The sequence below is a fragment of the Pseudomonas sp. C7.1 genome (assembly GCF_056312395.1).
On record NZ_JBWDTL010000003.1, the window covers coordinates 2,016,437 to 2,041,277 of the forward strand.

Genomic DNA, 24,841 nt, shown 5'->3' on the forward strand with positions numbered 1-24,841 from the left:
CCGTCCTGCCACGTAACTCCCCTCACTATGGATCAGTGCTTATGCCCAGCCGGCGCACCTGGCTGCGACTTATCAGTTGCCTGGTTTTACTGCTCGCCCTACTTGGCGCTTACGGCTATCTGAGCCTGAGCCGCCTGCTTGAGCGCGAGCAGATCGAAATCTTCGAGTGGCAGGGCCTGGGAATATCCACCCAGAGTATCCAGCTTGATCAGCTCAGCCTGCGGCACCCCAGCGGCGCAGTGCAGCTGCAACAGGTGCAATTGCGCTGGAGTGGCTTCAGCCTGGCGCTGCCCTTCTGGCAGCAGGTGCAGGTCACGAGCCTGCAACTCAATCTGCCCTCTCAACCAGCACCAGCAGCTGGCGACAGCTCGGATTTTGTGCTGCCGCTTGAGCAGATCGCAGCTTTTGTCAGCCTGTTACCGCAGCGCGTGCATATCGATGCACTGCAGGTCGAGCTGCCCTGCGCCGATACGCGCTGCCATCTGTTGGGCGATCTGCTGCTACGCAAAGACGCCGCACAGCTTGATGTGCAGCTCAATCTGCAGCACCAGCAGGACCAATTGCGCTGGCAGGCTCAGCTACAGGGCGACCCCACAGCTGCAGCGCTGCAACTGAGCCTGGCGATCAATCAACAACCGCAACTGCAGCTCAGCAGCAGCCTGCAACAAAATGCCGCTGGGCAACGCTGGCAAGGTGAGTTCACCGGCGACCTGCAGCAAAGCAAGGCGCTGCACAGCTGGCTAAGCCAATGGCTGCCCAACGCCGCAGGCACGCTGCCAGATACGCCGGCAGCAGCGCAGTTACAGGCCAGCTGGCAACTGCAGCTTGCCCCTGGCCCACTCAGCGTGGCGCAGCTGCAACAGGCCAGTGGCCAATTACAGGCCAATGCCAACCTGCCAGAACCCTGGCCAATTCCCGCTATCGGCGAACTGCAGGGCAGCTTCGACCTGTCCGCCAAGGCGCTGGATGGACAGTGGCTGGCTGATAGCCTGAGCGCCGACCTCAGCCTCAAGCAGATTGCCCATGACCTTATCAGCGGCGTACCGGTAGAACTGCATCCCGAAGCGCTGCAGCTAACTATCCAGGCCACAGAAACGCCTGCTGCTATTGCCGAACAATTGAGCGGCCGCGCCCTGCCGTTAACGTTGCAACTCACCGGCAAGGGCCGTAGCCCGTTCGAGTTAAAGGGCATGCTGATCCTGGCCAATGGCCTGCCCTGGGGGCTGCAACTGCTGGACGCCAGCCTTAGCGCATCCAGCCCGGCATTGCAGCTGGACAGCTGGAAGATCGGTGCGCTGCAGACGCAAGTGCAACTCGACGCCTATCTGGACCCACAGCAGTTGAATCTCGCACTCGGTAAAGGCTCACAGCTCAGCCTTGAGCATCTGCACAGCGGCGAGATCAGCGCGCAGCAACTCAAGGCCAGCAGCAGCGGGCTAAAGCTGCAGGCACAACTGGTGGCAGGCGCACTGCAAGACTGGCAGCTGCAAGGCCCCCTCGACCTCAGTGCGCACCTGCAGCATGCGCAATTGCAGCCCCAACGCTGGTACTGGCAAGGCCCGGTGAATGCCAGCCAGCAGCAGGCGGAACTGAACGGCACGTTGCGTAACGATGCGGGGTTGCAACTCAAGCTGCAGGCGCAACACAACAGCGCCAAGGGTCTGAGCCTGCAAGCACAGCTGACGGAACTGTTTCTGCGCGGCGGCAACCCATTGCAAGGCAGCTTCAGCGCCTGGCCAGCCTTGCTGGAGCTGAACAATGGCCGCCTGAATGGCAATGCCAACCTGACCCTGGCCAGCGACCAGCAACTGCCCACGATCAAGCTCGAAATTACCGGCAAGGGCCTTGGCGGGATTTATGACCGCACCGCGCTGGAGGGCCTGGACAGCCGCCTGAATGTGCGTGTCGACCCCAAGCAGCTGCAGCTTGAACTAAGTGAGCTGCGTCTGGCCCAGGCCAACCCCGGCATGCCACTGGGACCGCTCCAACTTAAAGGCCGCTACAGCGCCGCGCTAAACACACCGGGCCAGGGCCAACTGCACCTGCAGCACGCCGAAGCGGCGCTAATGGGCGGCACGCTGCAACTTGCGCCAGGTAAGTGGAGCCTAGCCGCCGAGTCATTGGTGTTCCCCGTGCGGGTGCAGGGTTTGGAACTTGAGCAGCTGTTTATCCTCTATCCCACAGAAGGTTTAGCCGGCACAGGCACCCTCGATGGCAACTTGCCGCTGCAGATCAGCAGCCAGGGCGTCACCATTGAACAAGGCCAGCTAAGCGCGCGTAAACCTGGCGGCAAGCTGCAGTTTCACTCAGCACGCATCCGCGCCCTGGGCCGCAGTAACCCGGCGATGCAATTGGTGACTCAATCACTGGAGGATTTTCGCTTTACTACCCTCAGCAGCCAGGTCAACTACGATCAGCAAGGCAAGCTAACCCTGGCCATGCGCCTGGAGGGACAGAACCCGGCCATCGAACAAGGCCGGCCGATTCACTTCAATATCAACCTGGAAGAAGATATTCCGACGTTGCTGGCCAGCCTGCAACTGACCGACAAAGTCAGCGACATCATCAAGCAACGCGTGCAACAGCGTATGCTGGAGCGCAATGCCAAAACGGCCCCGACAGAGCCATGACCAAGGAGAAGCGCCATGCGCTTGCGTAGTTATTTCGCCGTCCTGCTACTAGGGCTGCTCAGCACGGCTTGCACCCCAACCGTGCAGCTGGCGATGCCCAATGAGCCGATCAACATCAACCTCAATGTGAAGATCGAGCACGAAATTTATATCAAGGTGGATAAAGCCCTGGACAACATGTTCAGCGAATCCAGCGGATTGTTCTAAGGAGCCCGAACATGAATCTCTCTAAGCGCATCGCCAGCCTGTTACTGCTGCTCAGCCTAAGCCTGCCGGCCGTAGCCCTGAACCTTAACGAAGCCATGCCGGCCCTGGGCGACGCCAAAGCCAGCGGCCAATTGGGCGAAATGCCTAACGGCTATCTGGGAGTTGTCAGCCCTGGCGGCCAAGCCGCAGAAATCGCACAGCTGATAAACCAGGCCCGCCGCGCCGAATACCAGAAGCTGGCCGCGCAGAACGGCATCCAGCTAACGGATGTAGAAACCATTGCCGGGCAGAAAGCCCTGGATAAAACCCCCGCCGGGCAATACATCCAGCTGAAGGGTAAGTGGCAGCGTAAATAACTTGCCGCAAGAACAAAAAAGGAGCGCACTGCGCTCCTTTTTTGTTCTACACGCCAGCATTTAGCGCTGCCCAGTGCAGCTCATCTGAGCATTTGAAACCACAGCCATACTGCTGGCCATGCAACAACAGGTCGAACTGCTCCGACCTGTTGTTGTTAGCTGATCTGCAAGGGCTGCAGATCAGCTAGCGGGCATCAGCGCTGCGACGCCATGTTCTGGCTGATGATGATTTCCACCCGCCGATTCATCTGCCGACCTGAAGCCGACTCATTACCGGCAACCGGCATGCTCTCGCCTTTACCGGAAGCACCCAGACGGCTTGGGGAAACACCCTGGCTGATCAGATAATGCATCACCGAGTCAGCGCGGCGCTGCGACAGGCTCAGGTTCGTTTCCTCGCTGCCAACGCTGTCGGTATGCCCTTCAATCAGCACCTGACGCTCAGGGTTCTGATTGAGGAAAATCGCCAGTTTGCCCAGATTGTTCGCCGTACCCGCACGCAACTCGGCACGCCCGGTAGCGAACAGCAGATCGCCCAGGGTCATCACCAGGCCACGCTCGGTTTCTTTGGCATTGAGCTCATCAATCTGTTGCTGCAGCAGGCTGTTCTGCCGCTGCGCCTGATCGGCCTCGCGGGTACGCGAGTCCAGGCGCGCGCCTTCGCGCTGCTGGCTGAGGATTTTGCGCTGGTCTTCATAGAAGCGTGTCTGCGCCAGGGCCATGGCGATTTCCACCTTGCGGTCAGCCATCACCACCAGATGCTGGCCCAGGGCCTGCTCTTCTTCCTCATCCTTGCGCGGCTGCTCGGCAACGATCACCGCATCTTCGGCGGCCTTGAGCGCTACCGGCGCACGGGTACTCAGGTGCGGATCAGCTTGCAGACGGGTGAGCTTGTTGCGGACATCGGCGGCGCCTTGCGGCATGCTCGGTTGCGCGGCGCAACCGACCAGGGCCAGGCTGATCGCGGTGGCCAACAGCAAGTGCTGAACGTTATGGGCAAGGTTCATTGTTGAGCTCCAGTGTTGCGTTGCATTTCCTGCTTCAAGCTGTTGGTGCTTTTCTGCATTTCGTCATTGACCACTTTGGCCTTGGTCGCCTGAGACTTGGCCAGGGCCAGCTGAGCCTCAACCCGCGACTGATTAGCCAGGCGCTCGGCCAGGAGCATTTCTTCGCGCTGTACAGCCAGGTTGGCAGCGGAAAGTTTCTCCCGCGCAACGCCCAACTCCGGCGAGGCGTAGTCAGCAACACGTGCCTGCTCGGCACTTTTAATAGCCGACTCGGCAGCCTGCAACGCCTGGCTTGGTGGCAGGGGTGGTGAAGCGCAGGCGCTAAGTACCAGCAGCCCGGCACACAGACCGGCCAGACGCAACGCAGCCATACCATCAACGATGGATGAAGTCCTATTCATAGGGATGTCCTCAGAAACAATTACGGATGAGCACGCGGCAGACTAAGCTGCGCACGGGCCCAGATGGGCTAAGCCGCAGCGCCTATCAGCGCGGCAGACAGCATTCTCGATCGCCAGGGCAATCACCTGCGACGCAGCTGGGCGTGACGCTTTGCGCCAGGCTCATGGCAATCATCAGGTTGCCCACAGCCAAACCGGCATAGGCAATAGCAAACGCCAGCAAGAGCGGGCGGTAGTGGATTTTCATCGCACATCTCCAAAAGCCATTTCAGGCGATACGCGCGAATTTCGAGCTTTAAACGCTGCTGTTACGCCACGCATGCAGCTCGCAGCGAGAAGAATCGCAGCGATACCCAGGCCTGTCGGTACGCTGTCGCGCATAAGCAAATAATTCACCCAAACACTTTCGTCCCTGCGTATGCAGGCGCACAGACATGGCCATCCACGCTACCTAATCTGGCAGTTCGGCCGTCGGCGACGGCTCACGATTAGGAGCAGGAAAATGGACCTCTACCGCCACCACGTATCAGGATTTTTTACCCAACGCAGCACCGCTGAGCAGGCGCAGGCCCAATTGCTTGAACGCGGCATGCACACCGAACAACTGCACATCGTTGCCGGCAACGCCGATGCTCCGCCCGCCCCTGCGCCACAGGCCAAAAGCAACAAGGTGTTGAAGGACATGCTGGTCGACATTGCCATTGGTGCAGGCATTGGTATCGGCACCGGTGCCTTGATCGCCGTGGCGATGATTGTCAGCGAAGCCAGCCTGTTCCATGCCAGCCCGATGCTCGCACCCTTCTCCCTGATGGGTATGGGAGGGTTTATCGGCGGCTTTCTCGGCAGTGTGATCGGCGCGTCATCGGGCGCCGGGCAACATAACGGGCGCTTTGCCAAGCTGGTGAACAACGCCATTACTCATGGTGATGTGGTGCTGGTGGCACAAACCCACAATGAGCAGGAAACCCGCATGGCCCGTGAAGTAATCAAGGCCACTTCAGGCTTGGTCAAGGACATCAACATGGCCGACGCTACAGGGCTGCAGACGCCACGCTGAGAGCAGGACCTTACTGAGTCAGTGTCAGCAGAATATCGGCATACCAGGTGCAGTTGAGACCCAGAGCCTCGTCCAGCTCAAGATCACGATTGCCCAGGTCAAGCCGCGCCGAATGCACACCCAGCAGCACCCAGGGCAAGCCATCCTCGCCAGTGCCCGGCGCGCGCATCACCACCGGCGCGCCACTGGTGCCGCGATGCGTGCGGGCATCGGTAAGAAAGTAACCCTGGCCCTGAAAACGCAAACCGAACGACGACGCCACCACGGCATGCCGCACCACCGCGACATGGTGCAGAGTGTCGTGAAAACCCAAGGGGAAGCCCACTACCAGCAGTGAGGTGCCAACCTCCACCGGGGTTTGCGGCTGCAACAGGTGCGCCGGGGTAAAGGCGTGATAAACCATACTCGCCGGCAGCGCCGCTCGATTGATCTCCAACACCGCCACATCAACCTCGCCGGCGCCATCGCAGCCTTGCCGCCAGAGGCTCTGACCATCGCGATAGAGCGGCATGGAGAAGCCGGTGGTCTGCGCCACATTGTGCAAATCGGTGTGCACTTCGATTTCGATACGGTCCGGAAAATGCTGGCTCGGCTCATCAATCATCACGTGCCGACTGGTCACCAGAAACAGGCGCTCATCACGGGCGAAGAAAAAACCACTGGCATTGGTCAACAGCTGTTGACCAACAAAGGTACAGACACGCGCAGCAGCCAGCAGCACAGGTTCAATCATCGACATCGCAGCATATCCTTGAGTTGACGGCAGGCATGCCAGAAAAGGCTCATGCGGTCCAAAGCTGAGCAATTGCCACGCCACATCAGCTGTAACGCGGCCAGCAGGCTAGCGGCGCGCCAGCAAGGCGTCGGTTCGCAGGCCCACATAACAGCCCAGCAGCGTGCCGCGCATAAGCAGACCACTTGCCGACATCGCTGACTGCAAGGTCCGAGATAAGCCTGAACGCACAGATCAACGCCGTCAGCGCCATGCATAAACTGACCAAACTGGTGCAACAGCGCACTGGCATGCCCCGCGAGGACGCCAACCAACCGCACCAAAGACTCGTAAATGGCAGCACGCCGGGCAATGCGCGAACACCGCCAAGCGCCCGACTCACTGCAAGCGGTAGCGCGTTAGCTCCGCCGGCGTCAGCACACGCATGCGCCGTGGCTCGGTGCTGTTGATTGCCTCAAGCAGCTCCGGCGGCATCTGCATTTCCTTGAAATAAGCGACCTGAGTTGCCCGGCTCGGCCCAAAGGTAGATGCCGAATGCACCGAATCACTGCCCGCATAGTACGGCCGATGAATACCCACATAACCGCGCACGGTTTTAGTATGCCCCGCCGCCAGCAGGTACACGCAACTGCCCTGGCACACCCCAGTGGACGGCACCATGGCATCGAAGCCGGTTTCCCGCAGCAAGCGCCCCATACGCATGGCCTCGCCTACGCTGCCGCCGATGCTGTCGAGCATGACGATCTTCTTCGCATACGTGCCGGGGTTGGCCTTGATGCCCTTGAGCAGCACTTCGTAATCACCCGGCGTAATATCCTCAGAGACTTTGGCGACAAGAGTCCGCCCAAGGCTCTTATGCTGCCCGGCCTGCACCTCAACCTTGGCCAACGCGGCGCTCGAACACAGCGCTGCCACGCACATAATCACAGCCTGAAACACAGTACGGCTCATAAACCCGGTAAATCCTTAAGCGATGCGGTCAACGGATGGGCGAAGATACCTGTTGCCGGGCAATCGCGCATAATTTGCAGCGTTTACATGCCTCGGCAACCCCTTAAGCAACGCCGCTATCACCCGCACAAGTACCCGCACAAGTGAGAATCCCCGTGGCCCCGATGTTCGAAATCCAGCAGCGCACCCCTGAAATCTACCGCCAGCAAACCCGCCGCAGCACCCTGACCATCGCGGCAATCTTCGTCGCCCTGGCCATGCTGCTGTCGAGCAGCGCCGTGCTGCTATTCGGCACCCCAGGCGGCGACAACTTCCGCTGGAACCTCGGCGGGGTTATCGCCGCCTTAGCGCTGACCGTAGCCCTGGTACGCATGCTGCTCTGGCCACAACCTTTTATGGCCGCCGCCGTATATGGCTGGCGCCTGAAACGCAGCCTGATGCGCATCACCAACCTGATGCACCACGTCAAAGCCGGCGTAGCCGCCCGCGACCCCGTCGCCATGCAACTGCTGCGCTTCTACCATCAAGGCCTGACCCAAATGCACCAACTGGACGGCAACACCAGCGCCCTCAGTGAGGCCGTAGCGGAGATCAATCAACACAAGGAACGCATGGAAGAGCTGGGCCTGGACACCGACCAGCCGCGCCTCAACCCTGACTGGCTTGAAGCCGTGAAAAAGATCCAGCCACTGCCGCGCTAAGCTGGCTAGCGCTGAGGTTAACTAGCAGCTCTCGGAAACGATTTAGGCTGAGAACCGTAATGAACCCATTCGACACGCCCGCAGCACATGGCTACCTCAGCCAATCCTGGCAACGCGCCTGGCGCAACCTGAAACTGCCCGCCCCGGCCGGGTTGTTCGAGCAGCTGCTGGCCGCTTATAACGAACCGCACCGCCACTACCACAGCCAACAGCACCTTATGGAATGCCTCGAACATTTCGACGCAGCGCTCGCCCTAGCAACCGAGCCGGGTGAAGTGGAAATCGCGCTGTGGTTTCACGATGCGATCTACGCACTGCGCGGCTCAGACAATGAACTGCGCAGCGCCGACTGGGCCGTGCAGGCGCTGGCAGCAAGCGCAGCCACAACCCAGGTGCAAACGCGGGTTCACAACCTGATCATGGCCACCCGCCATAACGCCACACCCAGCGATGCCGATCAGCAACTGCTCGTCGACATCGACCTGGCCATACTCGGCGCCACCCCTGAGCGCTTTAGCGAATACGACCGCCAGGTGCGCGCGGAATACAGCTGGGTGCCCGGCCTGCTGTACCGCATCAAACGCAAGGCCGTGCTCAAACACTTCCTCGCCCGCACCCACCTATACAGCACAAGCCACTTCCGGGACCGCTACGAACAACAGGCCAGGGTCAATCTGCTGGCGGCGATTGGATAAGCGCAAACGAGGAGTTGCTTGCGTTAACCCAAAAGCAAAAGCTGTGTACCCGTTAACTGTTGCACGATTGTCGGCTTCCACCGATTAGTCCCCTCGCCCTCCGGGAGAGGGCTAGGGGCGCCCGGCTAGGGTGAGGGGCTAAGCCATCCATACCTCACAACACATGGCTGAGAAAGAGCCCCAAAAGCCCCTGAATCTATGACGAGTTCAGGGACTGAGTAAATTTCGATATGGCGGAAGATGTGGATTCTGAATCCGTCTGTGGGCGTTTCAGTTCGTACGCAGCTCGTTGATCAACTCCGGATGCCGCCCCAGGATTTTGAACAACTGCACCAGCGATTGCGGGGCTTCTGTGCTGCCGCGCTCGTAGCGAGAAAACGCATTTGGCCCACCGCCGAACAGTTCGGCAGCCTCACGCTGGCTCAAGCGCAATTGCTTGCGCACACTGCGAATCAGCTCCTGATTACCGTCCTGGGCGTTCACCTGCTGGCGAAACTCATTCATGGCCCGCATAACGCGCTCACTTTCTGCCGGCCCAGTCAGCGACTCACCGCAGGCATCGCACCAATCGGCTTCTACTGCACTAATTTGGGTGGCCTGCCCCTTGTAGGTGAAGGGCATATCGCGGGCGCCGTGAACCAGTTCCGCCCCGCCGCATACTGGACATTTCATGGTCACTTCTCCTTAAAGGGTACGATCAGCTCAGCTCATCGCCGCCTCCAGGGCCTCGCGGGTCAAGTGATAACGCTACTCGACTACGGCCTGCATCACTAGCTCTAGCTTGATATGGGGTTTACGCTTTTCCATAGGGCAAAAATAGGTCTTATCCCATATAGCGTGTTGCAAGGGCGATAAGTCGTAGGTTGGGTTGAGGAGCAACGCGACGAAGCCCAACGATCCTGCCCCAAGCTGTTGGGCTTCGCTGCGCTCAACGCCAACCTACCTAGGCATGCAGGCTGCAGCCGCGCAAAGCGGGGTAATCCACGCGCGCCAGCCCCACGCAACACATGTCCGGGGGAGAGCCAAAAATAACCTTTTAGGTTAATTCCATCAATGCGGGGTTTTATGAAAAACGATGTGCAAACACGGCTGCGCGACCAACTTCTCTTAGGGGCAGCGTCAACGCCCACACTGCCTGCTGACCGCCACTACTTTGCAAGCCTTCGCCGCCGAGTACAGCAGGCTATACCGGCCGCAAGGCCTACCCCATCGGACTAAAACCGCTCGATGCTGAACAATAGCGCTGTTTCATTCGATCACTATGATCCTTGCGATCATTGTCGTAGCTCGCTCGCCATGTGAGGCTCGCTGTAGGCTTGAGCCGACTACTCGCTGAATATCGGTTGACCGCCAACACGGATGGCCTGCTTACGCTGGTTAACGTCGATAACGATTAGCTTGGCAAATACCGCGATCAGCACCCGTGTAGTCGCTAAACCGACACCCAGGATGACACCATATGCCACGAGGATTGCGCCTCAAAGACCTCGAAAAAGCGCTTGAGAATGGTCAAAAGCATGTATAAATTTTCAGTATTCGTGCTCGATCTTTTACGACCAAACCGTTAGAATGAGCTCCGCCAGGAGACCATTACTATGCAAGACATTGACGCCGTTGACCTTTTCTGTGGTGCTGGCGGGCTGACCGCAGGCCTACTCAAGACCGGTATTAGCGTACGTGCCGGCTACGACATTGATCTCAATTGCGAATATGCCTACAAGACCAATAACGGCGCGGAATTCATCGCCGAAAGTGTCGCCCTTGTAAAAGCTGATGACGTTGCTGCCTGGTATCGCCCAAATCGCCTGAAGCTACTGGCAGGCTGCGCTCCATGCCAGCCATTCTCAAGTTACAACCAAGGCCGTGACACTACCACAGATGTTAAATGGCCCCTGCTCTACTCCTTTGAAAAGCTTATCAAAAGCATCAAACCTGAGCTCGTCACCATGGAGAACGTTCCGGATGTGACCAAGCACCAGGTCTACAATGACTTTGTCAAAGGGCTTGAGGATGAGGGCTACCACATCTGGGCAGACACAATTCGCTGCATCGACTACGGTCTTCCCCAACATCGCCGTCGTCATGTACTGCTCGCCTCCAAGCTCGGCCCAATCACCATGATCCCCAAGACCCACAGCAAGCCTGTGACCGTCAAAGAGGCAATCGGCAAGCTTCCTAAGCTAGCGGCCGGAGAATGTGACCCTAAAGATCCACTGCATCGAGCAGCATCGCTAACACCGATCAACCTACAGCGCATCATGCTGTCGGAGCCAGGTGGCACATGGAATGATTGGCCAGAGCACTTGCGCGCTGACTGCCACCGCAAAGCGAGCGGTAAAACCTACCCAAGCGTTTATGGGCGCATGCGCGGGGATGAACCTGGCCCGACCATGACTACACTTTGCTACGGCTTTGGTAACGGTCGTTTTGGCCATTACGATAAGAGCCAAGATCGAGCAATCTCGTTACGCGAAGCAGCAACGCTGCAATCCTTCCCGAAAAATTACAAATTCATGCCGCCTGAAAACATTACCTTCAAGGCTGTTGGCCGCATGATTGGCAATGCGGTTCCTGTACGTTTAGGCGAGATTATCGGCCTAAGTATCCAACGCCATCTTAAAGAACTATCTACTAGTTGATAGCCAATTAAAAAGGCTATGTCTAAGTTAACTGTTGCGATGGTCTAAACTGAGTTGTGATGTCTCCGAATGCGAGGGATTGATCATGAAAGCGATTCAGTTTTCACGGTGGGTAGCCCAGCTGCCCACCCTAACGCCAGAGCAGCGTCGTCAGTTGAGCACCAGCCTTTCGCACACTGGCGTGATTGCGCAGGACGTAATCAAAGCCCCCAGCCACTGCCCACATTGCCAGTCCAAAGAACTGCGCCCGTGGGGCACCAGTGGCGACCTGCCTCGGTATCGCTGCAAAGCGTGTGGCAAAACCAGTAATGCTCTGACGGGCACTCCTATGGCGCGATTGAGAAAGCGTCATCTGTGGCAAGACTATGCCGAGGCGTTGACCCAAAGCCTGAGCGTACGCAAGGCCGCAATCCATTGTGGCGTCAGCAAGAACACGGCTTTCCTGTGGCGGCACCGGTTTCTCTCTCGAATTGCTGATCACCAGGCCCGGCATGCATCGGGCATTGTCGAGGCGGATGAGACCTTCTTTCTGGAGTCCTTCAAGGGCCAGAGAGAGCTGCCCCGCCGGTCGCGGTAGGGACGGCAGTTACCTGCCGCCCCCCGCACAGATCCGTACGTGCGGAACTACCGCATACGGCTCCTGCCTTGGGTATGTGACGCGAAGCGATCCTCAGGGTACGGATGTGCATTTCTGGGTTTAGGTATGTAGAGGTCGGCGAGGCGACCGTAGCGTGACCATTGGAGCCTATTACGCTGACTGCGTCGCATGAGGGCTTGCCGCCATAGACGGCAAACCGCCGAACGAAAACCGCCAAGACGTATCAGGTTCCCCGGCACCGCGTGGTAGTTGAAGTAGCCCCTGACCACCCGGGTGAGCCACTGACCTACGACGTGAACAGACTCGTGGCGTCGACGCTTCAGCTCATCCCGAATAGCCAGCAGCGTCGCACGCATTCGCTTCTTGACCGTCAGTCGCAGAATTTGAAAACCACCGCTTCTGTTGGTACTACAACAGTGCGTAAAGCCCAGGAAGTCAAACGTCTCCGGTTTGCCTAGACCTCGTACCCTACGATTTCTCGCAGCAAAACGACCAAACTCAATCAGTCGTGTTTTCGAGGCATTGAGGGACAATCCGAACCTGGCCAACCGCTCCTGCAACTGCACCAGAAACTGCTGAGCCTGCCATTGCGTCCTGAAACCCACCACGCTGTCGTCCGCGTAACGCACGACAATCACATCGCCACGGGCATGCCGCTGGCGCCACTGCCTTGCCCACAGATCCAGCACGTAGTGAAGATAGATATTCGCCAGCAACGGCGATATCACTGCACCTTGGGGAGTCCCCTTGGTCGCAGCCACCCTACGGCCATCCTCCATTACACCCGCTTGAAGCCACTTGCAGATAAGTCCGAGCATGCGCCGGTCTGCAATCCGGTGTCCCAGAAACATCAGCATCCATTCATGGTCGATCTCATCAAAGAACGACGTGATATCCGCATCCAATATCCAGTTCACCTTCTGACCCTTCAGCGCGACCGTCAACGCATCCAGCGCATCGTGCTGGCTGCGTCCCGGTCGAAACCCATACGAGAATCCCAGGAAGTCCTCTTCATAGATCGCATTTAGAACGGTAACAACCGCCTGTTGTACGATCTTGTCCTCCAAAGAGGCAATGCCCAACGGGCGCTGCCTGCCATCGGCTTTGGGAATGTAGACCCGCCGCGATGGTGTTGCCCGATAGGCTCCGCTGTGGAGCTTTGCGTGCAAAACGGTTACCCGCTGGAGAAGACCTTCCTCATATTCTCGCCACGACATGCCGTCCACGCCCACCGCGGCATCTCGGCGCAGGGCATAAAAGCTCTGCGCCAATAACTGCGGTGTGATGTGGTGCGCAACGCCGTGAACTGCATGCCCTTGTTCCTTCGGGCTGCTTCACGTACACCTTCAAGTCCCATCAACGTGCAACTGATCCGGCTCAGTGTCCGGGGCACGGGGTTCTTATCGGTGTTTCCCTTGGCTACGCCCCTTTCCTCCACTATCTCCGCAGGGCCAGGCCCTTTGTTCGATGGCTTCTCAGGTACTACGGACGTATCCGACTTCTCAGCGACGTGAGCAGCAGGGTTATGGCTTTTGGCCTTTCCTGCTCCGCCCGGTGCCTGCGCACCGGGCACCGCTGAGATCTCCCAGTTTCTGTGCGAAGGACTTCCCGACGTGCACAGGGTCTCCGACCGCGCGGGATCAGAGCATGACTGGCGTAAAACGCCATGCTCCGTGTTGCCTTCTGCTTCGCTTAACAGCATCGGCATCCCGAACTTGTGATTACGCGGCTCAATGGCTGGCCCATCGGTTTCCCCTGTCAACGCTTCACCCTGCACCTCACGGTGCAACATGCATGACTCGGGGTCTGGTTGATTCGCCATTTCTTACCAGTATCGAACTTTCATCGACTATCCTCCGCCAGCTTTAACTGGCGCACTAAGCGCTCCATAAACTCCACCTTCAAATGATCCCGGCACGACCCGATGCTGTGCTCCCGATATCTTTCTGGAGCCAGCTCATGATGCGTCCCGACCCCAGGGTCAAAGCCGTTTACCTCTATCCCAAGCCAGTCGATTTCCGCAAATCAATCAATGGTCTGGCGGCCCTGGTCGAGCTGGATATCAAGGTCGCGGTATTCGACCCTGTGTTGTTCGTCTTCCTCAATCGCACGCGCAACCAAGTGAAAATCCTGTACTGGCACCGCAACGGCTTCTGTCTGTGGCTCAAGCGTTTGGAGGCTGAGCGGTTCAAGACCAAGCCGGATGCGGGTGATGAAGCCATTGAGCTGACGGTGCGCGAGTTGAACCAATTACTGGAGGGCATCGACCTCTGGGGCAACCAACCGCACAAGGTACTGACGCCCCGTTTCGTCACGTGAGCCGGTATAATCCACGGCATGATTTCCATGCCCGAAAGCCTTCCTGACGATCCTATTTTGCTGAAGCAGCTTCTGCTGTCGCTGCATGAACAGGTGTTTGCAAAAGATCAGGAGATGCTGGTTAAGGACGGACAGATCGAGCACCTACGTGAACAAAACGCACTGCTGATCCAGCGCTTGTTCGGCCGTAAATCCGAGCAAAGTGCCGATCCTGACTCGCCGCAGCTGGAGATCTTCAACGAGGCCGAAAGCCTCGCCGAAGCGGCGCCTGAAGCTCCGGCCGCTGAGGTCGAAGAAGAGGACGTCGCGCCGACCAAGCGTCGTGGTAAGCGCAAGCCGTTGCCGGCCGAGCTGCCCCGCGTCGAAGTCATCCATGAGCTGCCCGAGCACGAACTGACCTGCGCCTGCGGTTGCCGCAAGCAGGTGATCGGTGAGGAAACCAGCGAACAGCTGGACATCATCCCGATGCAGATCCGGGTGATCAAACACATCCGCAAGACCTATGCCTGCAAGGGCTGCGAATCCGCCCTGGTAACCGCCGACAAACCGGCGCAACTGATCGAAAAAAGCCTGGCCAGCCCCAGCGTGCTGGCGATGTTGCTGAGCACCAAGTATGTCGACGGCACGCCGCTGTATCGCTTCGAGAAAGTCCTCCATCGACATGGCATCGACATCCCCCGCCAGACCCTGGCGCGTTGGGTGATCCAGTGCGGTGAGCACCTGCAACCCTTGCTCAACCTGATGCGCGACATGCTGCTGGACTATCCGGTGCTGCACTGCGACGAGACCCGTGTGCAAGTGCTCAAAGAGCCGGGGCGCGAGCCGAGCAGCCAATCCTGGATGTGGGTACAAACCGGAGGCCCGCCAGACAGGCCACTGATCCTCTTCGACTACACCACCAGCCGTGCGCAGGACGTACCGCTGCGCCTGCTCGCTGGCTATCGCGGCTATTTGATGACCGACGACTACGCCGGTTACAACGCCGTGGCCGCGCAGGCAGGTGTTGAGCGACTGGCTTGCTGGGCCCATGCGCGGCGTAAATTTATCGAAGCGCAGAAGGTGCAGCCCAAGGGCAAAACCGGACGGGCCGACGTGGCGCTGAGCCTGATCAACAAACTGTACGGCATCGAGCGCGACTTCAAGGACGTCAGCGCCGAACACCGTCATCAGGGCCGTCAACAGCACAGCTTACCGATCCTCGCTCAACTCAAGGTCTGGTTGGAGAAAACCCAGCCCCAGGTCACTGCGCAGAACGCCTTGGGCAAGGCGGTGAACTACCTAGCCAGCAACTGGAGCCGGCTTGAACGCTACGCAGAAGCCGGCCACCTGCCGATCGATAACAACCGCGCCGAGAACGCCATCCGCCCCTTCGTAATCGGCCGCAAAAACTGGCTGTTCAGCGATACGCCGAAGGGCGCCACCGCCAGTGCGCAAATCTACAGCCTGATCGAAACCGCCAAGGCCAACGGCCGGGAGCCCTACGCTTACCTGCGCCACATCCTCGAACGCCTGCCACTGGCCAATACCGTCGAGGACTACGAAGCACTGCTGCCGTGGAACTGCTCGCCAGCCCCAGCCTCCTGAAAACAGACCTTGTCCTGACAGACGCGGTTTATGGAGCGCTTAGGCCCCGCCCACCTCGTAAGCGCGGTGGAAGTGCCAAGCGGCGCGGGTTGTCTGCCGAGCAGATCCCAGTGTTGGTGGTGAGAGATCGTAGTGGCCAGCAGGCTGACTTCAAGCTGGAAAAGCTTGATGCACGCCACATCGGGGAGCGACTGCGCCCGCTGATAGACGCGGACGCGATTCTTTGCACCGACAGCGCAGGTGTCTATGCCCACTTTGCCAAAGCAGAGGGCATTACTCATCGACCGATCAACCCGAGTCAGAAACGCCGAGTTGATGGCGCTTTCCACATCCAGAACGTGAACGCCTACGATAGTCGGCTCAAGAGCTGGATGATTCCTTTTCATGGTGTGGCCACCAAATACCTGACGAATTATTTAGGCTGGCGGCGCCTGCTTGAACGCTACAAAACGCAGCTCAACCCGTTGATTTGCTTGGGTGAGTCGCTGGGATATAGGGCCACGCAACAGTTAACTCAGACATAGCCATTAAAAAACCCACTACACCACCAAAAAATTAAATTTGGCGAAGTAACGGGTTATTTATACTTAGCTCAGATTATGTTTGAAATTATATCATCAATTTTAGACACATTGGGCACAGCATCTAGATACTCATTATATGCACGCCGGGCGTTCATTATCATGCCTTTATAAGTAAACGACTGCATATCACTATTTCTTAAATCATCCAAAGCATCCCCGTACGTTGTTTTCGGCAATTCTTCCGTTACAAAACAAACATCAATTGGCGGCACTCTACCATTAAACGAGGCAATATCTGGGTGCTTAGTAAGATACTGTGTAACAGCCGCTTTATATTTTTTACCCTGCTTAATCAAATCATTAACATCGACAGACTTTAGTCCCGGCCGCTTTAGCTCAACAATTACGTGGCGACCTGATGACGTCCTATACGCAATGTCAATTCTCGCGCCAGTCTCGGCATCAGGCGCAACCATGAGTAGCTCAGCAGTTAATGTCTGCTCCATTACTTTACTTTCACCTACCGGCCCCCAGGTGGGATCAAGTAACCATAGATGATCGAAAAGGTACTCTTGGGCAACTTTCTCCAAAGACGCAGTATCTACAATCTCTTTTTCAAATTTCTCTATAACCTGCAGCCTTGACCGAGTAATTTCATGATAATGAGTCGCTTCCACATCATCAAGACTATGAAATAATTTCTGAAATTCAACAGACATAACATCAGTTACACTTTCAAGTTTATCAAGCTGCTTACGTATTCTGATTTTTTCAAACCCAATTATTGCACTTCTTATTAAATCTCGTTTTATTTCTTTATTCTTGTTTTCATCATTTGAGTGATCAGTTGAAAGAATTGGATTAATTAATTTTTGAGCCAATTTTTTGTCTCTAGCGTCATTAAGAGACGCGTACCATGCCTCTAACGCCAACTGTGTACGCTCATCATCGCTTTCAATATTCTGCTGTCGACGCCAATCATCCCACTGATCCGCGATAATTTCCAACGTGCTTTTCAGCCAAATTCGCACGGCTGTAACTAAGGGATCTCCAGTTTTAACTGCTTCACGGTTTGCTGTTGCTCTATCTATAGAGTCCGCGTCAAGAAAATTTGCATGAACCTCACCAACTATATAGCTATTAAATATTTTGGCGTTACCAATATCCTTTAGCATATCCTCCTGAAACACGCGCCCATTTGCAAAAAGTGATATCTGGTTAATATTGTCGTCAGTTTTCTTTAAATTTTTTGGTTTAACAACGGTGGCTATAAAACCTGATACATTATATGCACGCCCCTCTGAAACCACTACATTATTTAACCTAGCTATGCATTTCTCATTTTTTTCATCAGATGCCAGATTTTTCAATAATGGAACCTGGCTTTCTCTTGTCTCATCATCAAGATCCCACCAAAACTGTATATCAGAATGGTAACCTCGATCGCTTGTGGTGATTTCATTACCACCAATAAGTACTTTAAAATCGTGTAAGGCACCAAGAACACTAAATCTTCTAGCTATTCTTGGGCGTAGAAAACTCTCAGTTTTATCAGTGCCTGATGTCAATTTTGAAAGTACAATTCGAGTACCACTTTTTTCTCCCCAATCGTACACAGCATCAAGCTTTTCAAGGTTATACCGTTTATCTATCGCGATATCTTTTTTCAACTGCTCAACATTAATACGCACAGCTACAGGTTCTTTACCATCCATCTTCGACCAGATATCAATCTGATTAGCTAGTGAGAACATTGCTAGCTTCCCAATACCTTTTCGGCCCATTACAGGCCTTTCACGTGTATCGCTCTTATTCCCCTTTCCCTGATCTCTACGCGCATATCCAACTCTAAGAAAACGCGCTTGCAACTCTTCCGAGCCCATTCCATGGCCGTCATCAACAACGGTAATCTGGTCCTCGGCAATATAAACCTTAACCTCGGAAGCATCCGCATCCCACGCATTAGCAACAATCTCGGTGACTACTGCTGGAGTGCTGCTGTAAAGCCCTATTCCAAGATGATTAAGAACATTAAGATCAATCTCGATTTGAAAAAAATCGCCCTTAAGTCCACTCTCGACAACTGCATCCATTGCACACCTCTTTTATATTTATATCTACTTAATAGATTTTATAAATCCTGGCCCCATCAAGGGGCGCAACTGCCCAACGCAGATTTAATCTTTAACTTTAATTTTTCTGTCGAATCTTGAACTTTGTATTTCAACTCCAGAGACGAGCACGCTTTAGTTAGAGCACAAAACAGCTTTGACTTGTTCTCTACGAAAGCCTCACCAACCAGGGACTTCTTCATGTTTTCGTCATATACGAAGCCGTAAGCTCCGTAAGCAATACGGCCATCCTCGCGAAAAATACAGAACTCTAAGCTTCCAACTAATTTAAATTTGTCACTAAAATAAATATCTATCTCATCCGAGAACGGGTGAAATTGGGATGCAGTTCCTAGCACAAAAATAGCTGCGATATCCAAGTAATCTTCCACCTGCTCTTTGGTTGGAAGTTTATATTCATGCTCTAGCAAATTTCTCGCATCAACTAACTTTCTTAATACTGTTGGAGCTAACACACCTAGCTCTTTTAGCTTTGTTAGCTTCCGCTCTGTATCCCACCGACTGGATTCATAACCAAACGAAAATAGAATTTGGTCAACCTGGCTTATTATTGCTCTTTTTGAATTCGTTATACAGTTTATAGCTGCCGAAAGACCGCCACCCAAGAAATCTTCTTCTGCTTGGCAAAGGAATTCAATAGGTGACACTTCCATATTCACCAAACAAAAAGACCCGCCCTGTAAAGAGCAGGTTATTTCAGAGTCTAGGCTAGAAACTTTTTTTATTAAATCGCCAATTGAAACTACCGGGCAATGGGTATCTATCAGTAGCTCATTCATTTATGGATCCTTCCAGACGTACCAGCGTCTAACTACTTTTTTGTGTTCATTATCCCGCGTTTTGATTGGGCAAATTTGAATTTTCTTTATCGTACTCAGGGCTCGTTTGTCCTACTTCCGACGCTGTATTCCCACTGGCCAGCCACAAGGCGTACTGCGGGTACATTTTACTACCACAGCAATCTCGTCCGTGCCCATCCGGATGGCGCCCTTGCTTATGTTTTCCAGCGTTCGTGATTCGTATCCCCCAGCTGACTCAGTGCTTTGGGCCCAGCCATGCGAACCAATAGAACGGTTCTATCTTTTATTTATTCCATATACAAAATTTAAATCGATGCACTATTTACTCCAACACACCACGGGAGCGGCCTTCACCTCGGAGTTAATACGACTTCAACGTAATAGCCATTTGCCAACACGAATAGTGACCGAACAAGCCTGGAACTGGAAGAGCTGGAACCATCAAACCCTGGGCGGATCGCAACGGCCTTACCTATGGCACCGCGCGTGCCTGCGCCATGAAAGGGCAAACCCCGTCAAAAGCGCTGGCACCGCTGCCTCTGTGGCGACTCTCGCCAGGAATGCCACCTTTCTATAGATGAAGCTTTAGCGGAGATAGTTGCAGACGACCCGCCGGCCTCCCAGCTTGCCCAGGAACAAGCCCGCGAGAGCGCCCACATTGCTCGGCATCATCAACCCTTAACCATATCCGTCGACGGGTGCTTTCCCGTCCTACGTCCATTGCTTAGCATGCATACAACGTATATACGTCGTGAGTACGAATTAACTTATAGGTGATGTGCCATGGCCAAAGAAGCCGTTTTCAATTTGAAGCTGGAGCCCGAGCTACGTGAAAAATTTATGGCAGCCGCTCAAGCCGCGCACCTACCGGCCTCTCAGGTCATGCGTGACCTTATGCGTGATTTCATCCGCCAGCAGCAACAGGCCAAGGAGCATGATGAGTTCGTGCAACGCAAGGTTGCTGTTGCCAGAGCATCGATAGAGGCCGGTCGTGGTCGATCCAATGATGATGTCGAGGCGGAATTCGCTGCTCGCCGTGCTAACGCTCAGGGCAACTAATGAAGGTTATTTGGGCACCCGAGGCCCTGCAGGATCGTCTGGATATCTGGGAATACATAGCCGCCGATAACCCACTAGCCGCCGTGCACATGGATGAGCTGTTCAGCGCAGCTGCGTCCACCCTCGCTGACTTTCCCGGCAAGGGCAGACTGGGGACGGTTGCCGGTACCCGTGAGCTGATGCCCCACGAAAACTACCGCCTGGTTTATCAGACTGAGAGTGACGTGGTCTGGATTCTCGCCCTGGTGCATGTCGCCAGAATGTGGCCCCCGCTCCAGGGCTAGCCTGCAACTCAACCAGCTTTAGGCACGTCTGCGACACTTTGCATGCCGCAGATAGCAAAAGCCCCCGAAACTCTATGAGTTTCAGGGGCTTAGGCTTTACGTATGGCGGGAAGATAGGGATTTGAACCCTAGGTACCATCGCTGATACAACGGATTTCGAATCCGTCCCGTTCGGCCACTCCGGCATCTTCCCGTGGCGGCGCGCATGATAACAGCTGACGTGCGTTTGGCGAACCCCAGTTTTGAAATTTTTCACATACTTTCAGGTGCTTGCGATCAAAGGGGTGAGCGACTGTGGAACCTGGCTGGCGGGAGGCCAAACAATCGCCCACAAAAAGGGGCGCCGCAGCGCCCCTCTTGTCGCGGTTACCCGCGTATTGCAGCGTTTTAGACGGTCAGGCGCGTCAGGGCTTCGCGGTATTTGTCGGCGGTTTTCTGTGCGACGTCAACGGGCACTGCGGGGGCTGGTGGCTCTTTGTTCCAGCCGGTGGATTCCAGCCAGTCGCGCACAAACTGTTTGTCGAAGCTTGGCGGGTTTTTGCCTTCTTCGTAGCTATCCGCCGGCCAGAAGCGGCTGGAGTCTGGGGTCAGGGCTTCGTCCATCAGGGTCAGGGTGCCGTCTTCATCGAGGCCGAACTCGAACTTGGTGTCGGCGATGATGATGCCGCGCGTGGCTGCGTACTCGACTGCTGCGCTGTACAGGGCAATGGAGGTGTCGCGCACTTTGGCGGCCAGCTCTGCGCCGATGATGGCTTCGCACTGCGCGAAACTGATGTTCTCGTCGTGGTCGCCCACAGCAGCCTTGGTCGAGGGGGTGAAGATTGGCTGCGGCAGCTTGGCCGCTTCCTTGAGGCCCGCTGGCAGTTGGATGCCGCAGACGGTGCCGCTCTTCTGGTATTCCTTCCAGCCGGAGCCAACGATATAGCCACGCACGATGGCTTCCACCGCGACTGGCTTGAGGCGCTTGGCGACCACTGCACGGCCTTCCACCAGCGGCAGTTCGGCGGCCGGGACGATGTCTTCAACCTTGTCGCCGGTGAAGTGGTTGGGCACCAGGTCCTTGAGCTTGTCGAACCAGAAGTTGGAGATGGCGGTGAGGATCTTGCCCTTTTCCGGGATCGGCTCGTTGAGGATCACGTCGAATGCCGAAAGGCGGTCGGTGGCGACCATCAGCATGCGTTTGTCGTCGATCTCGTATAGATCACGGACTTTGCCCGAATAGATTTTCTTCAGGCTCAGGGTGGTGGCTGTGCTCATGTCGGAATTTCCGCCTTTGGTAAACAAAACAGGCGAAACCCGCCGGGTTTCGCCTATTGGTAGTGCCGGTGCAGCAGTTGCCTGCTGTCAGCCAAGGTTTTCCTGGATCAGGTCCAGCACCTTGCGCGCCACTTCGGACGGGGCAATGGTGTTGAGGTCTTTTTCCACGGTGACCTGCACGCTGTCGCCAACGGCGGTCAGGCGTACCTGATAGCGCTCGGCACGGGCGTCGATCTCTTCCTTGCTTGGCGCGCTGCCAAATACGCTGCCGAAGAAGCCCGGCTTGTCGTCCGGCTTCTGCGCGCGCTCGGCAAGGTTGATGTAGTACACGCCCAGGCTGCGGTTGATGTCGTCGATGCGCACATCGGCCATTTCCAGGGAGCGGCCCACGCCGGACCAGGCGCGGTCGAAATCAGCACCCAGGCTCAGCACCGGATTGCCGTTGCCGTCTTCGGACAGGCTGACGCGGTTCGGTGCATCGTAATCACGAGCGGCCAGCAGGGAGACGGAACCGCCCTGCTCAGCGCTGCGCGCGAGGGTTACGAGCATTTCATCAAGCAGCGCAGCATCCAGGCTTGGGTTGCTGCTGCGGTTGGTGAAGGCGACATCGGCGGTGCTGCCGGCTGGACGCTCGGCGCTGACCACGAAGATTTCGCTGGTGTTGCGCTGCACGCCTGGCTCGATACGCACCCGCACACGGGTTTCGGCATCAGGATTGACGCCAGATACACGGCTGCTCAAACGACGCGCCATGGATTCGGACAGGGCATCAAAACGCTGCCAAGTGGTGCTGAACTCGCCGGTTTGTGGGCGCTCTTCGGCAATCTGAAAACCGTTGTCAGCAAAGAACTGACGCGCCACTGGCCAGACTTCGGCCGGTACGCGCTGCGCCACAACCCAACGCGATTCGCCACTCTTTTGCAGGCTGAACTCGCTGGCATCATTGCCCACAGCCAGGGCTTGCGGGCGCGGCACAATAAATTCGCCGGTATCGGTGGTGGTCGCGACCTGCTGCGGTACGGGCAGCAGTGGGTCGATGCGCTTGGCGTCGACGTTGGGCGGGAGTTGCATCGTGGCCGTCTGACGGGCTTCGAGGTAGTCGCTGCCACGGTCACGGAAATAGCCGTTTTCGCCATAGATCCAGCCGCAACCGCTGGTACCAGCGATGATCAGGGCCAGGGCGGAGAGTCCGGTGAATCGCTTCATGCGTAGTAATTCCTCAATTAAACCAATACGCCGGACTGGCGCAGGGCCTGACGCAGCGGTTCATGACAACGTGGGCTGAGCCAGGTCAGTGGCAGACGGATACCGTCTGGCATCAAACCCATTTCGTGCAGAGCCCATTTCACCGGAATCGGGTTGGATTCGATAAACAGCGCTTTGTGCAGCGGCATCAGGCGGTCGTTGATCGCCCGGGCAATCGCTGCCTCACCACGCATGGCCGCCGCACACAGATCGCTCATGGCGCGCGGGGCAACGTTGGCGGTGACCGAGATATTGCCCTTGCCGCCCATCAGCATCAGCTCGACGGCGGTGGCGTCATCACCGGAATAGACCAGGAAGTCCTTGCTCACGCGATCCAGCACTTCCTGGCCGCGCTGCAGGTCGCCCGTGGCTTCCTTGATACCGATGATGTTGTCGATCTTGGCCAGACGCTCGACGGTTTCCGGCAGCATGTCGCAGACCGTACGGCCTGGCACGTTGTAGAGAATCTGCGGGATGGCCACCGATTCGGCGATGTGGCGGAAGTGCAGGTACAAGCCTTCTTGAGTCGGCTTGTTGTAATACGGGGTAACCAGCAGGCAGGCATTGGCACCAACGTCTTTGGCAGCGCGGGTCAGTTCGACCGACTCACGGGTGGAGTTGCCACCGGTGCCGGCGATGACCGGAATGCGCCCAGCGACCTGATCAACAATGCGCTTGATCACTTCGATGTGTTCAGGCACCTCAAGGGTCGCCGACTCGCCGGTAGTGCCGACTGCGACGATGGCATTGGTGCCCTCCTGCAGGTGGAAATCCACCAGTTTGCTCAGGCTGTCCCAATCAAGACCACCTTGCGCATCCATGGGCGTAACCAGTGCCACCATACTGCCCGCAATCATGCAACCGCTCCTGCCGGAAAAAGAGAGCCGTAATGGTACTGGGGCCACCTGCCTTGCACAAGCGAAGTACCGAGGCTGTGATGCAACGCGTATACAATCTTTCTCGGCCAAACGCGGCACATTACACACCGCCCGGCCCCGTCGGCATTCCCCTGAGCGGTGCTTTTCGCTACCCTTCCGGCTTTGGTCGGTGCTGTATGCACGGGCCGACCGCTTATCGTTTAGGAAGGCTGCATGTCCACCCCCCTAGTTCGCGAACAATTCCTGCTTATCAGCGCCCTTGGCCCCAACGCCATGGAGCTGACCAATGTGCTCTGCCGCACCAGTCACGAGAACCGCTGCGCCGTGGTCAGCACCCGCCTCAGTCGGCATGGCGAGTACAGCGCACTGGTCTTGCAGATATCCGGCAGCTGGGATGCCCTGGCCCGACTGGAATCGAGCCTGCCGGCGCTGGCGAAGAAGCACAGCTTCTCGGTCAACGTGATTCGCAGCGCCGCTTCGGAAAGCCGCCCCCAGGCGCTGCCTTATGTGGCCTATGTCAGCTCGGCCTACCGCCCGGACATCCTCAATGAGCTGTGCCAGTTCTTTCTCGACCATCACGTCGAGCTGGAAAACCTCACCTGCGACACCTACCAGGCGCCGCAGACTGGCGGCACCATGCTCAACGCCACCCTGACCGTGACTCTGCCAGCCGGCACGCAGATCAGCTGGTTGCGCGATCAGTTTCTCGACTTTGCTGATGCCCTAAATTTGGATGCGTTGATCGAACCTTGGCGTCCACAGAACCCATAAGGAGCAGCACGTT

At 56.5% G+C, this 24,841-nt stretch carries 24 protein-coding genes, 1 tRNA gene and 2 pseudogenes; 14 read left to right on the forward strand and 13 right to left on the reverse strand.

The genetic code is table 11. The features are described 5' to 3' along the window. Positions 1-41: 41 nt before the first annotated feature. From AC0T4W_RS12820 to AC0T4W_RS12830, 3 genes are read left to right on the forward strand one after another with little or no spacing between them, the layout of a single operon-like run. Positions 42-2,630, forward strand: a complete 2,589-nt coding sequence (locus AC0T4W_RS12820; RefSeq protein ID WP_476319419.1) for an intermembrane phospholipid transport YdbH family protein — start codon at positions 42-44, stop codon at positions 2,628-2,630. A gap of 15 nt (positions 2,631-2,645) precedes the next feature. After that, positions 2,646-2,837, forward strand: coding sequence for a YnbE family lipoprotein (locus AC0T4W_RS12825; protein ID WP_476319422.1), 192 nt, complete (start codon positions 2,646-2,648; stop codon positions 2,835-2,837). A gap of 11 nt (positions 2,838-2,848) precedes the next feature. Continuing rightward, positions 2,849-3,193, forward strand: a complete 345-nt coding sequence (locus AC0T4W_RS12830; protein ID WP_476319424.1) for a YdbL family probable chaperone protein — start codon at positions 2,849-2,851, stop codon at positions 3,191-3,193. A 194-nt stretch (positions 3,194-3,387) separates the two neighbouring features. Here AC0T4W_RS12830 and AC0T4W_RS12835 read toward each other — a convergent pair whose 3' ends face one another. The 3 genes from AC0T4W_RS12835 to AC0T4W_RS12845 form a co-directional block, all read right to left on the reverse strand. After that, positions 3,388-4,200, reverse strand: coding sequence for an OmpA family protein (locus tag AC0T4W_RS12835; protein WP_476319427.1), 813 nt, complete (start codon positions 4,198-4,200; stop codon positions 3,388-3,390). Further along, positions 4,197-4,601 carry a DUF4398 domain-containing protein gene (locus tag AC0T4W_RS12840; protein ID WP_476319429.1) on the reverse strand — a complete coding sequence of 135 codons (405 nt, stop codon included), beginning with the start codon at positions 4,599-4,601 and terminating at the stop codon, positions 4,197-4,199. Before AC0T4W_RS12840 ends, AC0T4W_RS12835 begins: the two co-directional genes overlap by 4 nt. A gap of 85 nt (positions 4,602-4,686) precedes the next feature. Beyond that, positions 4,687-4,848 (reverse strand): hypothetical protein, encoded by a 162-nt coding sequence (locus tag AC0T4W_RS12845; protein WP_476319431.1) that lies wholly within the window; start codon positions 4,846-4,848, stop codon positions 4,687-4,689. A gap of 255 nt (positions 4,849-5,103) precedes the next feature. On the opposite strand from AC0T4W_RS12845, the gene AC0T4W_RS12850 reads away from it, so the two are divergent. After that, positions 5,104-5,658, forward strand: coding sequence for a hypothetical protein (locus AC0T4W_RS12850; protein WP_476319433.1), 555 nt, complete (start codon positions 5,104-5,106; stop codon positions 5,656-5,658). Between the two features lie 10 nt (positions 5,659-5,668). Here AC0T4W_RS12850 and AC0T4W_RS12855 read toward each other — a convergent pair whose 3' ends face one another. After that, positions 5,669-6,397, reverse strand: a complete 729-nt coding sequence (locus tag AC0T4W_RS12855; protein WP_476319435.1) for a trypsin-like peptidase domain-containing protein — start codon at positions 6,395-6,397, stop codon at positions 5,669-5,671. Between the two features lie 372 nt (positions 6,398-6,769). Next, the gene (locus tag AC0T4W_RS12860; protein WP_476319437.1) at positions 6,770-7,342 is read right to left on the reverse strand and encodes a COG3904 family protein; all 573 of its coding nucleotides are present in this window, start codon (positions 7,340-7,342) and stop codon (positions 6,770-6,772) included. Between the two features lie 164 nt (positions 7,343-7,506). Here AC0T4W_RS12860 and AC0T4W_RS12865 point away from each other — a divergent pair, with 164 nt between their 5' ends. Together AC0T4W_RS12865 and AC0T4W_RS12870 are read left to right on the forward strand one after the other, a co-directional pair. Next, the gene (locus AC0T4W_RS12865; RefSeq protein ID WP_476323639.1) at positions 7,507-8,043 is read left to right on the forward strand and encodes a DUF3087 domain-containing protein; all 537 of its coding nucleotides are present in this window, start codon (positions 7,507-7,509) and stop codon (positions 8,041-8,043) included. A 59-nt stretch (positions 8,044-8,102) separates the two neighbouring features. Next, entirely contained in the window at positions 8,103-8,738 is a 636-nt protein-coding gene (locus AC0T4W_RS12870; protein ID WP_476319439.1) for an HD domain-containing protein, read from the forward strand. Between the two features lie 270 nt (positions 8,739-9,008). Here the strand turns inward: AC0T4W_RS12870 and AC0T4W_RS12875 are convergent, their stop codons facing one another. After that, the gene (locus AC0T4W_RS12875; protein WP_476319441.1) at positions 9,009-9,410 is read right to left on the reverse strand and encodes a type II TA system antitoxin MqsA family protein; all 402 of its coding nucleotides are present in this window, start codon (positions 9,408-9,410) and stop codon (positions 9,009-9,011) included. Positions 9,411-10,333: 923 nt separating this feature from the next. On the opposite strand from AC0T4W_RS12875, the gene AC0T4W_RS12880 reads away from it, so the two are divergent. Together AC0T4W_RS12880 and AC0T4W_RS12885 are read left to right on the forward strand one after the other, a co-directional pair. Further along, a complete protein-coding gene (locus AC0T4W_RS12880) occupies positions 10,334-11,377 on the forward strand; it encodes a DNA cytosine methyltransferase (protein WP_476319443.1) in 1,044 nt (347 codons plus the stop codon). Positions 11,378-11,462: 85 nt separating this feature from the next. Next, positions 11,463-11,951, forward strand: a pseudogene (locus tag AC0T4W_RS12885) (transposase); the annotation flags it as partial. Between the two features lie 50 nt (positions 11,952-12,001). Here the strand turns inward: AC0T4W_RS12885 and ltrA are convergent. After that, positions 12,002-13,192, reverse strand: coding sequence for a group II intron reverse transcriptase/maturase (gene ltrA, locus AC0T4W_RS12890; RefSeq protein ID WP_476319445.1), 1,191 nt, complete (start codon positions 13,190-13,192; stop codon positions 12,002-12,004). Between the two features lie 742 nt (positions 13,193-13,934). Between ltrA and tnpB the strand changes: the two genes are divergently transcribed. The 3 genes and pseudogenes from tnpB to AC0T4W_RS12905 all read left to right on the forward strand — a co-directional run. After that, on the forward strand, positions 13,935-14,294 hold the full coding sequence (tnpB, locus tag AC0T4W_RS12895; protein WP_476316920.1) for an IS66 family insertion sequence element accessory protein TnpB: 360 nt from the start codon (positions 13,935-13,937) through the stop codon (positions 14,292-14,294). 18 nt (positions 14,295-14,312) lie between these two features. Continuing rightward, complete coding sequence (tnpC, locus tag AC0T4W_RS12900) at positions 14,313-15,878, forward strand: IS66 family transposase (protein ID WP_476319447.1); 1,566 nt, start codon at positions 14,313-14,315, stop codon at positions 15,876-15,878. A gap of 44 nt (positions 15,879-15,922) precedes the next feature. Beyond that, positions 15,923-16,402, forward strand: a pseudogene (locus tag AC0T4W_RS12905) (IS1595 family transposase); the annotation flags it as partial. Positions 16,403-16,470: 68 nt separating this feature from the next. On the opposite strand, the gene AC0T4W_RS12910 reads toward AC0T4W_RS12905, so the two are convergent. Together AC0T4W_RS12910 and AC0T4W_RS12915 are read right to left on the reverse strand one after the other, a co-directional pair. Continuing rightward, on the reverse strand, positions 16,471-18,495 hold the full coding sequence (locus AC0T4W_RS12910; protein ID WP_476319449.1) for a BbrUII/HgiDII family restriction enzyme: 2,025 nt from the start codon (positions 18,493-18,495) through the stop codon (positions 16,471-16,473). A 56-nt stretch (positions 18,496-18,551) separates the two neighbouring features. After that, on the reverse strand, positions 18,552-19,313 hold the full coding sequence (locus AC0T4W_RS12915; RefSeq protein ID WP_476319451.1) for a hypothetical protein: 762 nt from the start codon (positions 19,311-19,313) through the stop codon (positions 18,552-18,554). 804 nt (positions 19,314-20,117) lie between these two features. Between AC0T4W_RS12915 and AC0T4W_RS12920 the strand changes: the two genes are divergently transcribed. Both AC0T4W_RS12920 and AC0T4W_RS12925 read left to right on the forward strand, forming a co-directional pair. Further along, entirely contained in the window at positions 20,118-20,393 is a 276-nt protein-coding gene (locus AC0T4W_RS12920) for an antitoxin of toxin-antitoxin stability system (protein WP_476319453.1), read from the forward strand. Beyond that, complete coding sequence (locus tag AC0T4W_RS12925; RefSeq protein WP_476319455.1) at positions 20,393-20,677, forward strand: type II toxin-antitoxin system RelE/ParE family toxin; 285 nt, start codon at positions 20,393-20,395, stop codon at positions 20,675-20,677. The genes AC0T4W_RS12920 and AC0T4W_RS12925 overlap by 1 nt, the downstream gene beginning before the upstream one ends. Positions 20,678-20,780: 103 nt before the next feature. Here AC0T4W_RS12925 and AC0T4W_RS12930 read toward each other — a convergent pair. The 4 genes from AC0T4W_RS12930 to dapA all read right to left on the reverse strand — a co-directional run bounded on the left by AC0T4W_RS12930 (position 20,781) and on the right by dapA (position 24,036). Continuing rightward, positions 20,781-20,870: transfer RNA gene (locus AC0T4W_RS12930), tRNA-Ser, on the reverse strand. A 194-nt stretch (positions 20,871-21,064) separates the two neighbouring features. After that, the gene (locus tag AC0T4W_RS12935) at positions 21,065-21,934 is read right to left on the reverse strand and encodes a phosphoribosylaminoimidazolesuccinocarboxamide synthase (protein ID WP_476319458.1); all 870 of its coding nucleotides are present in this window, start codon (positions 21,932-21,934) and stop codon (positions 21,065-21,067) included. Between the two features lie 87 nt (positions 21,935-22,021). Next, positions 22,022-23,140, reverse strand: coding sequence for an outer membrane protein assembly factor BamC (gene bamC, locus AC0T4W_RS12940; RefSeq protein WP_476319460.1), 1,119 nt, complete (start codon positions 23,138-23,140; stop codon positions 22,022-22,024). 17 nt (positions 23,141-23,157) lie between these two features. Further along, positions 23,158-24,036 (reverse strand): 4-hydroxy-tetrahydrodipicolinate synthase, encoded by an 879-nt coding sequence (gene dapA / locus AC0T4W_RS12945; protein ID WP_476319462.1) that lies wholly within the window; start codon positions 24,034-24,036, stop codon positions 23,158-23,160. Positions 24,037-24,270: 234 nt separating this feature from the next. On the opposite strand from dapA, the gene AC0T4W_RS12950 reads away from it, so the two are divergent. Beyond that, positions 24,271-24,828 carry a glycine cleavage system transcriptional repressor gene (locus AC0T4W_RS12950; RefSeq protein WP_275963534.1) on the forward strand — a complete coding sequence of 186 codons (558 nt, stop codon included), beginning with the start codon at positions 24,271-24,273 and terminating at the stop codon, positions 24,826-24,828. Positions 24,829-24,841 lie beyond the last annotated feature (13 nt).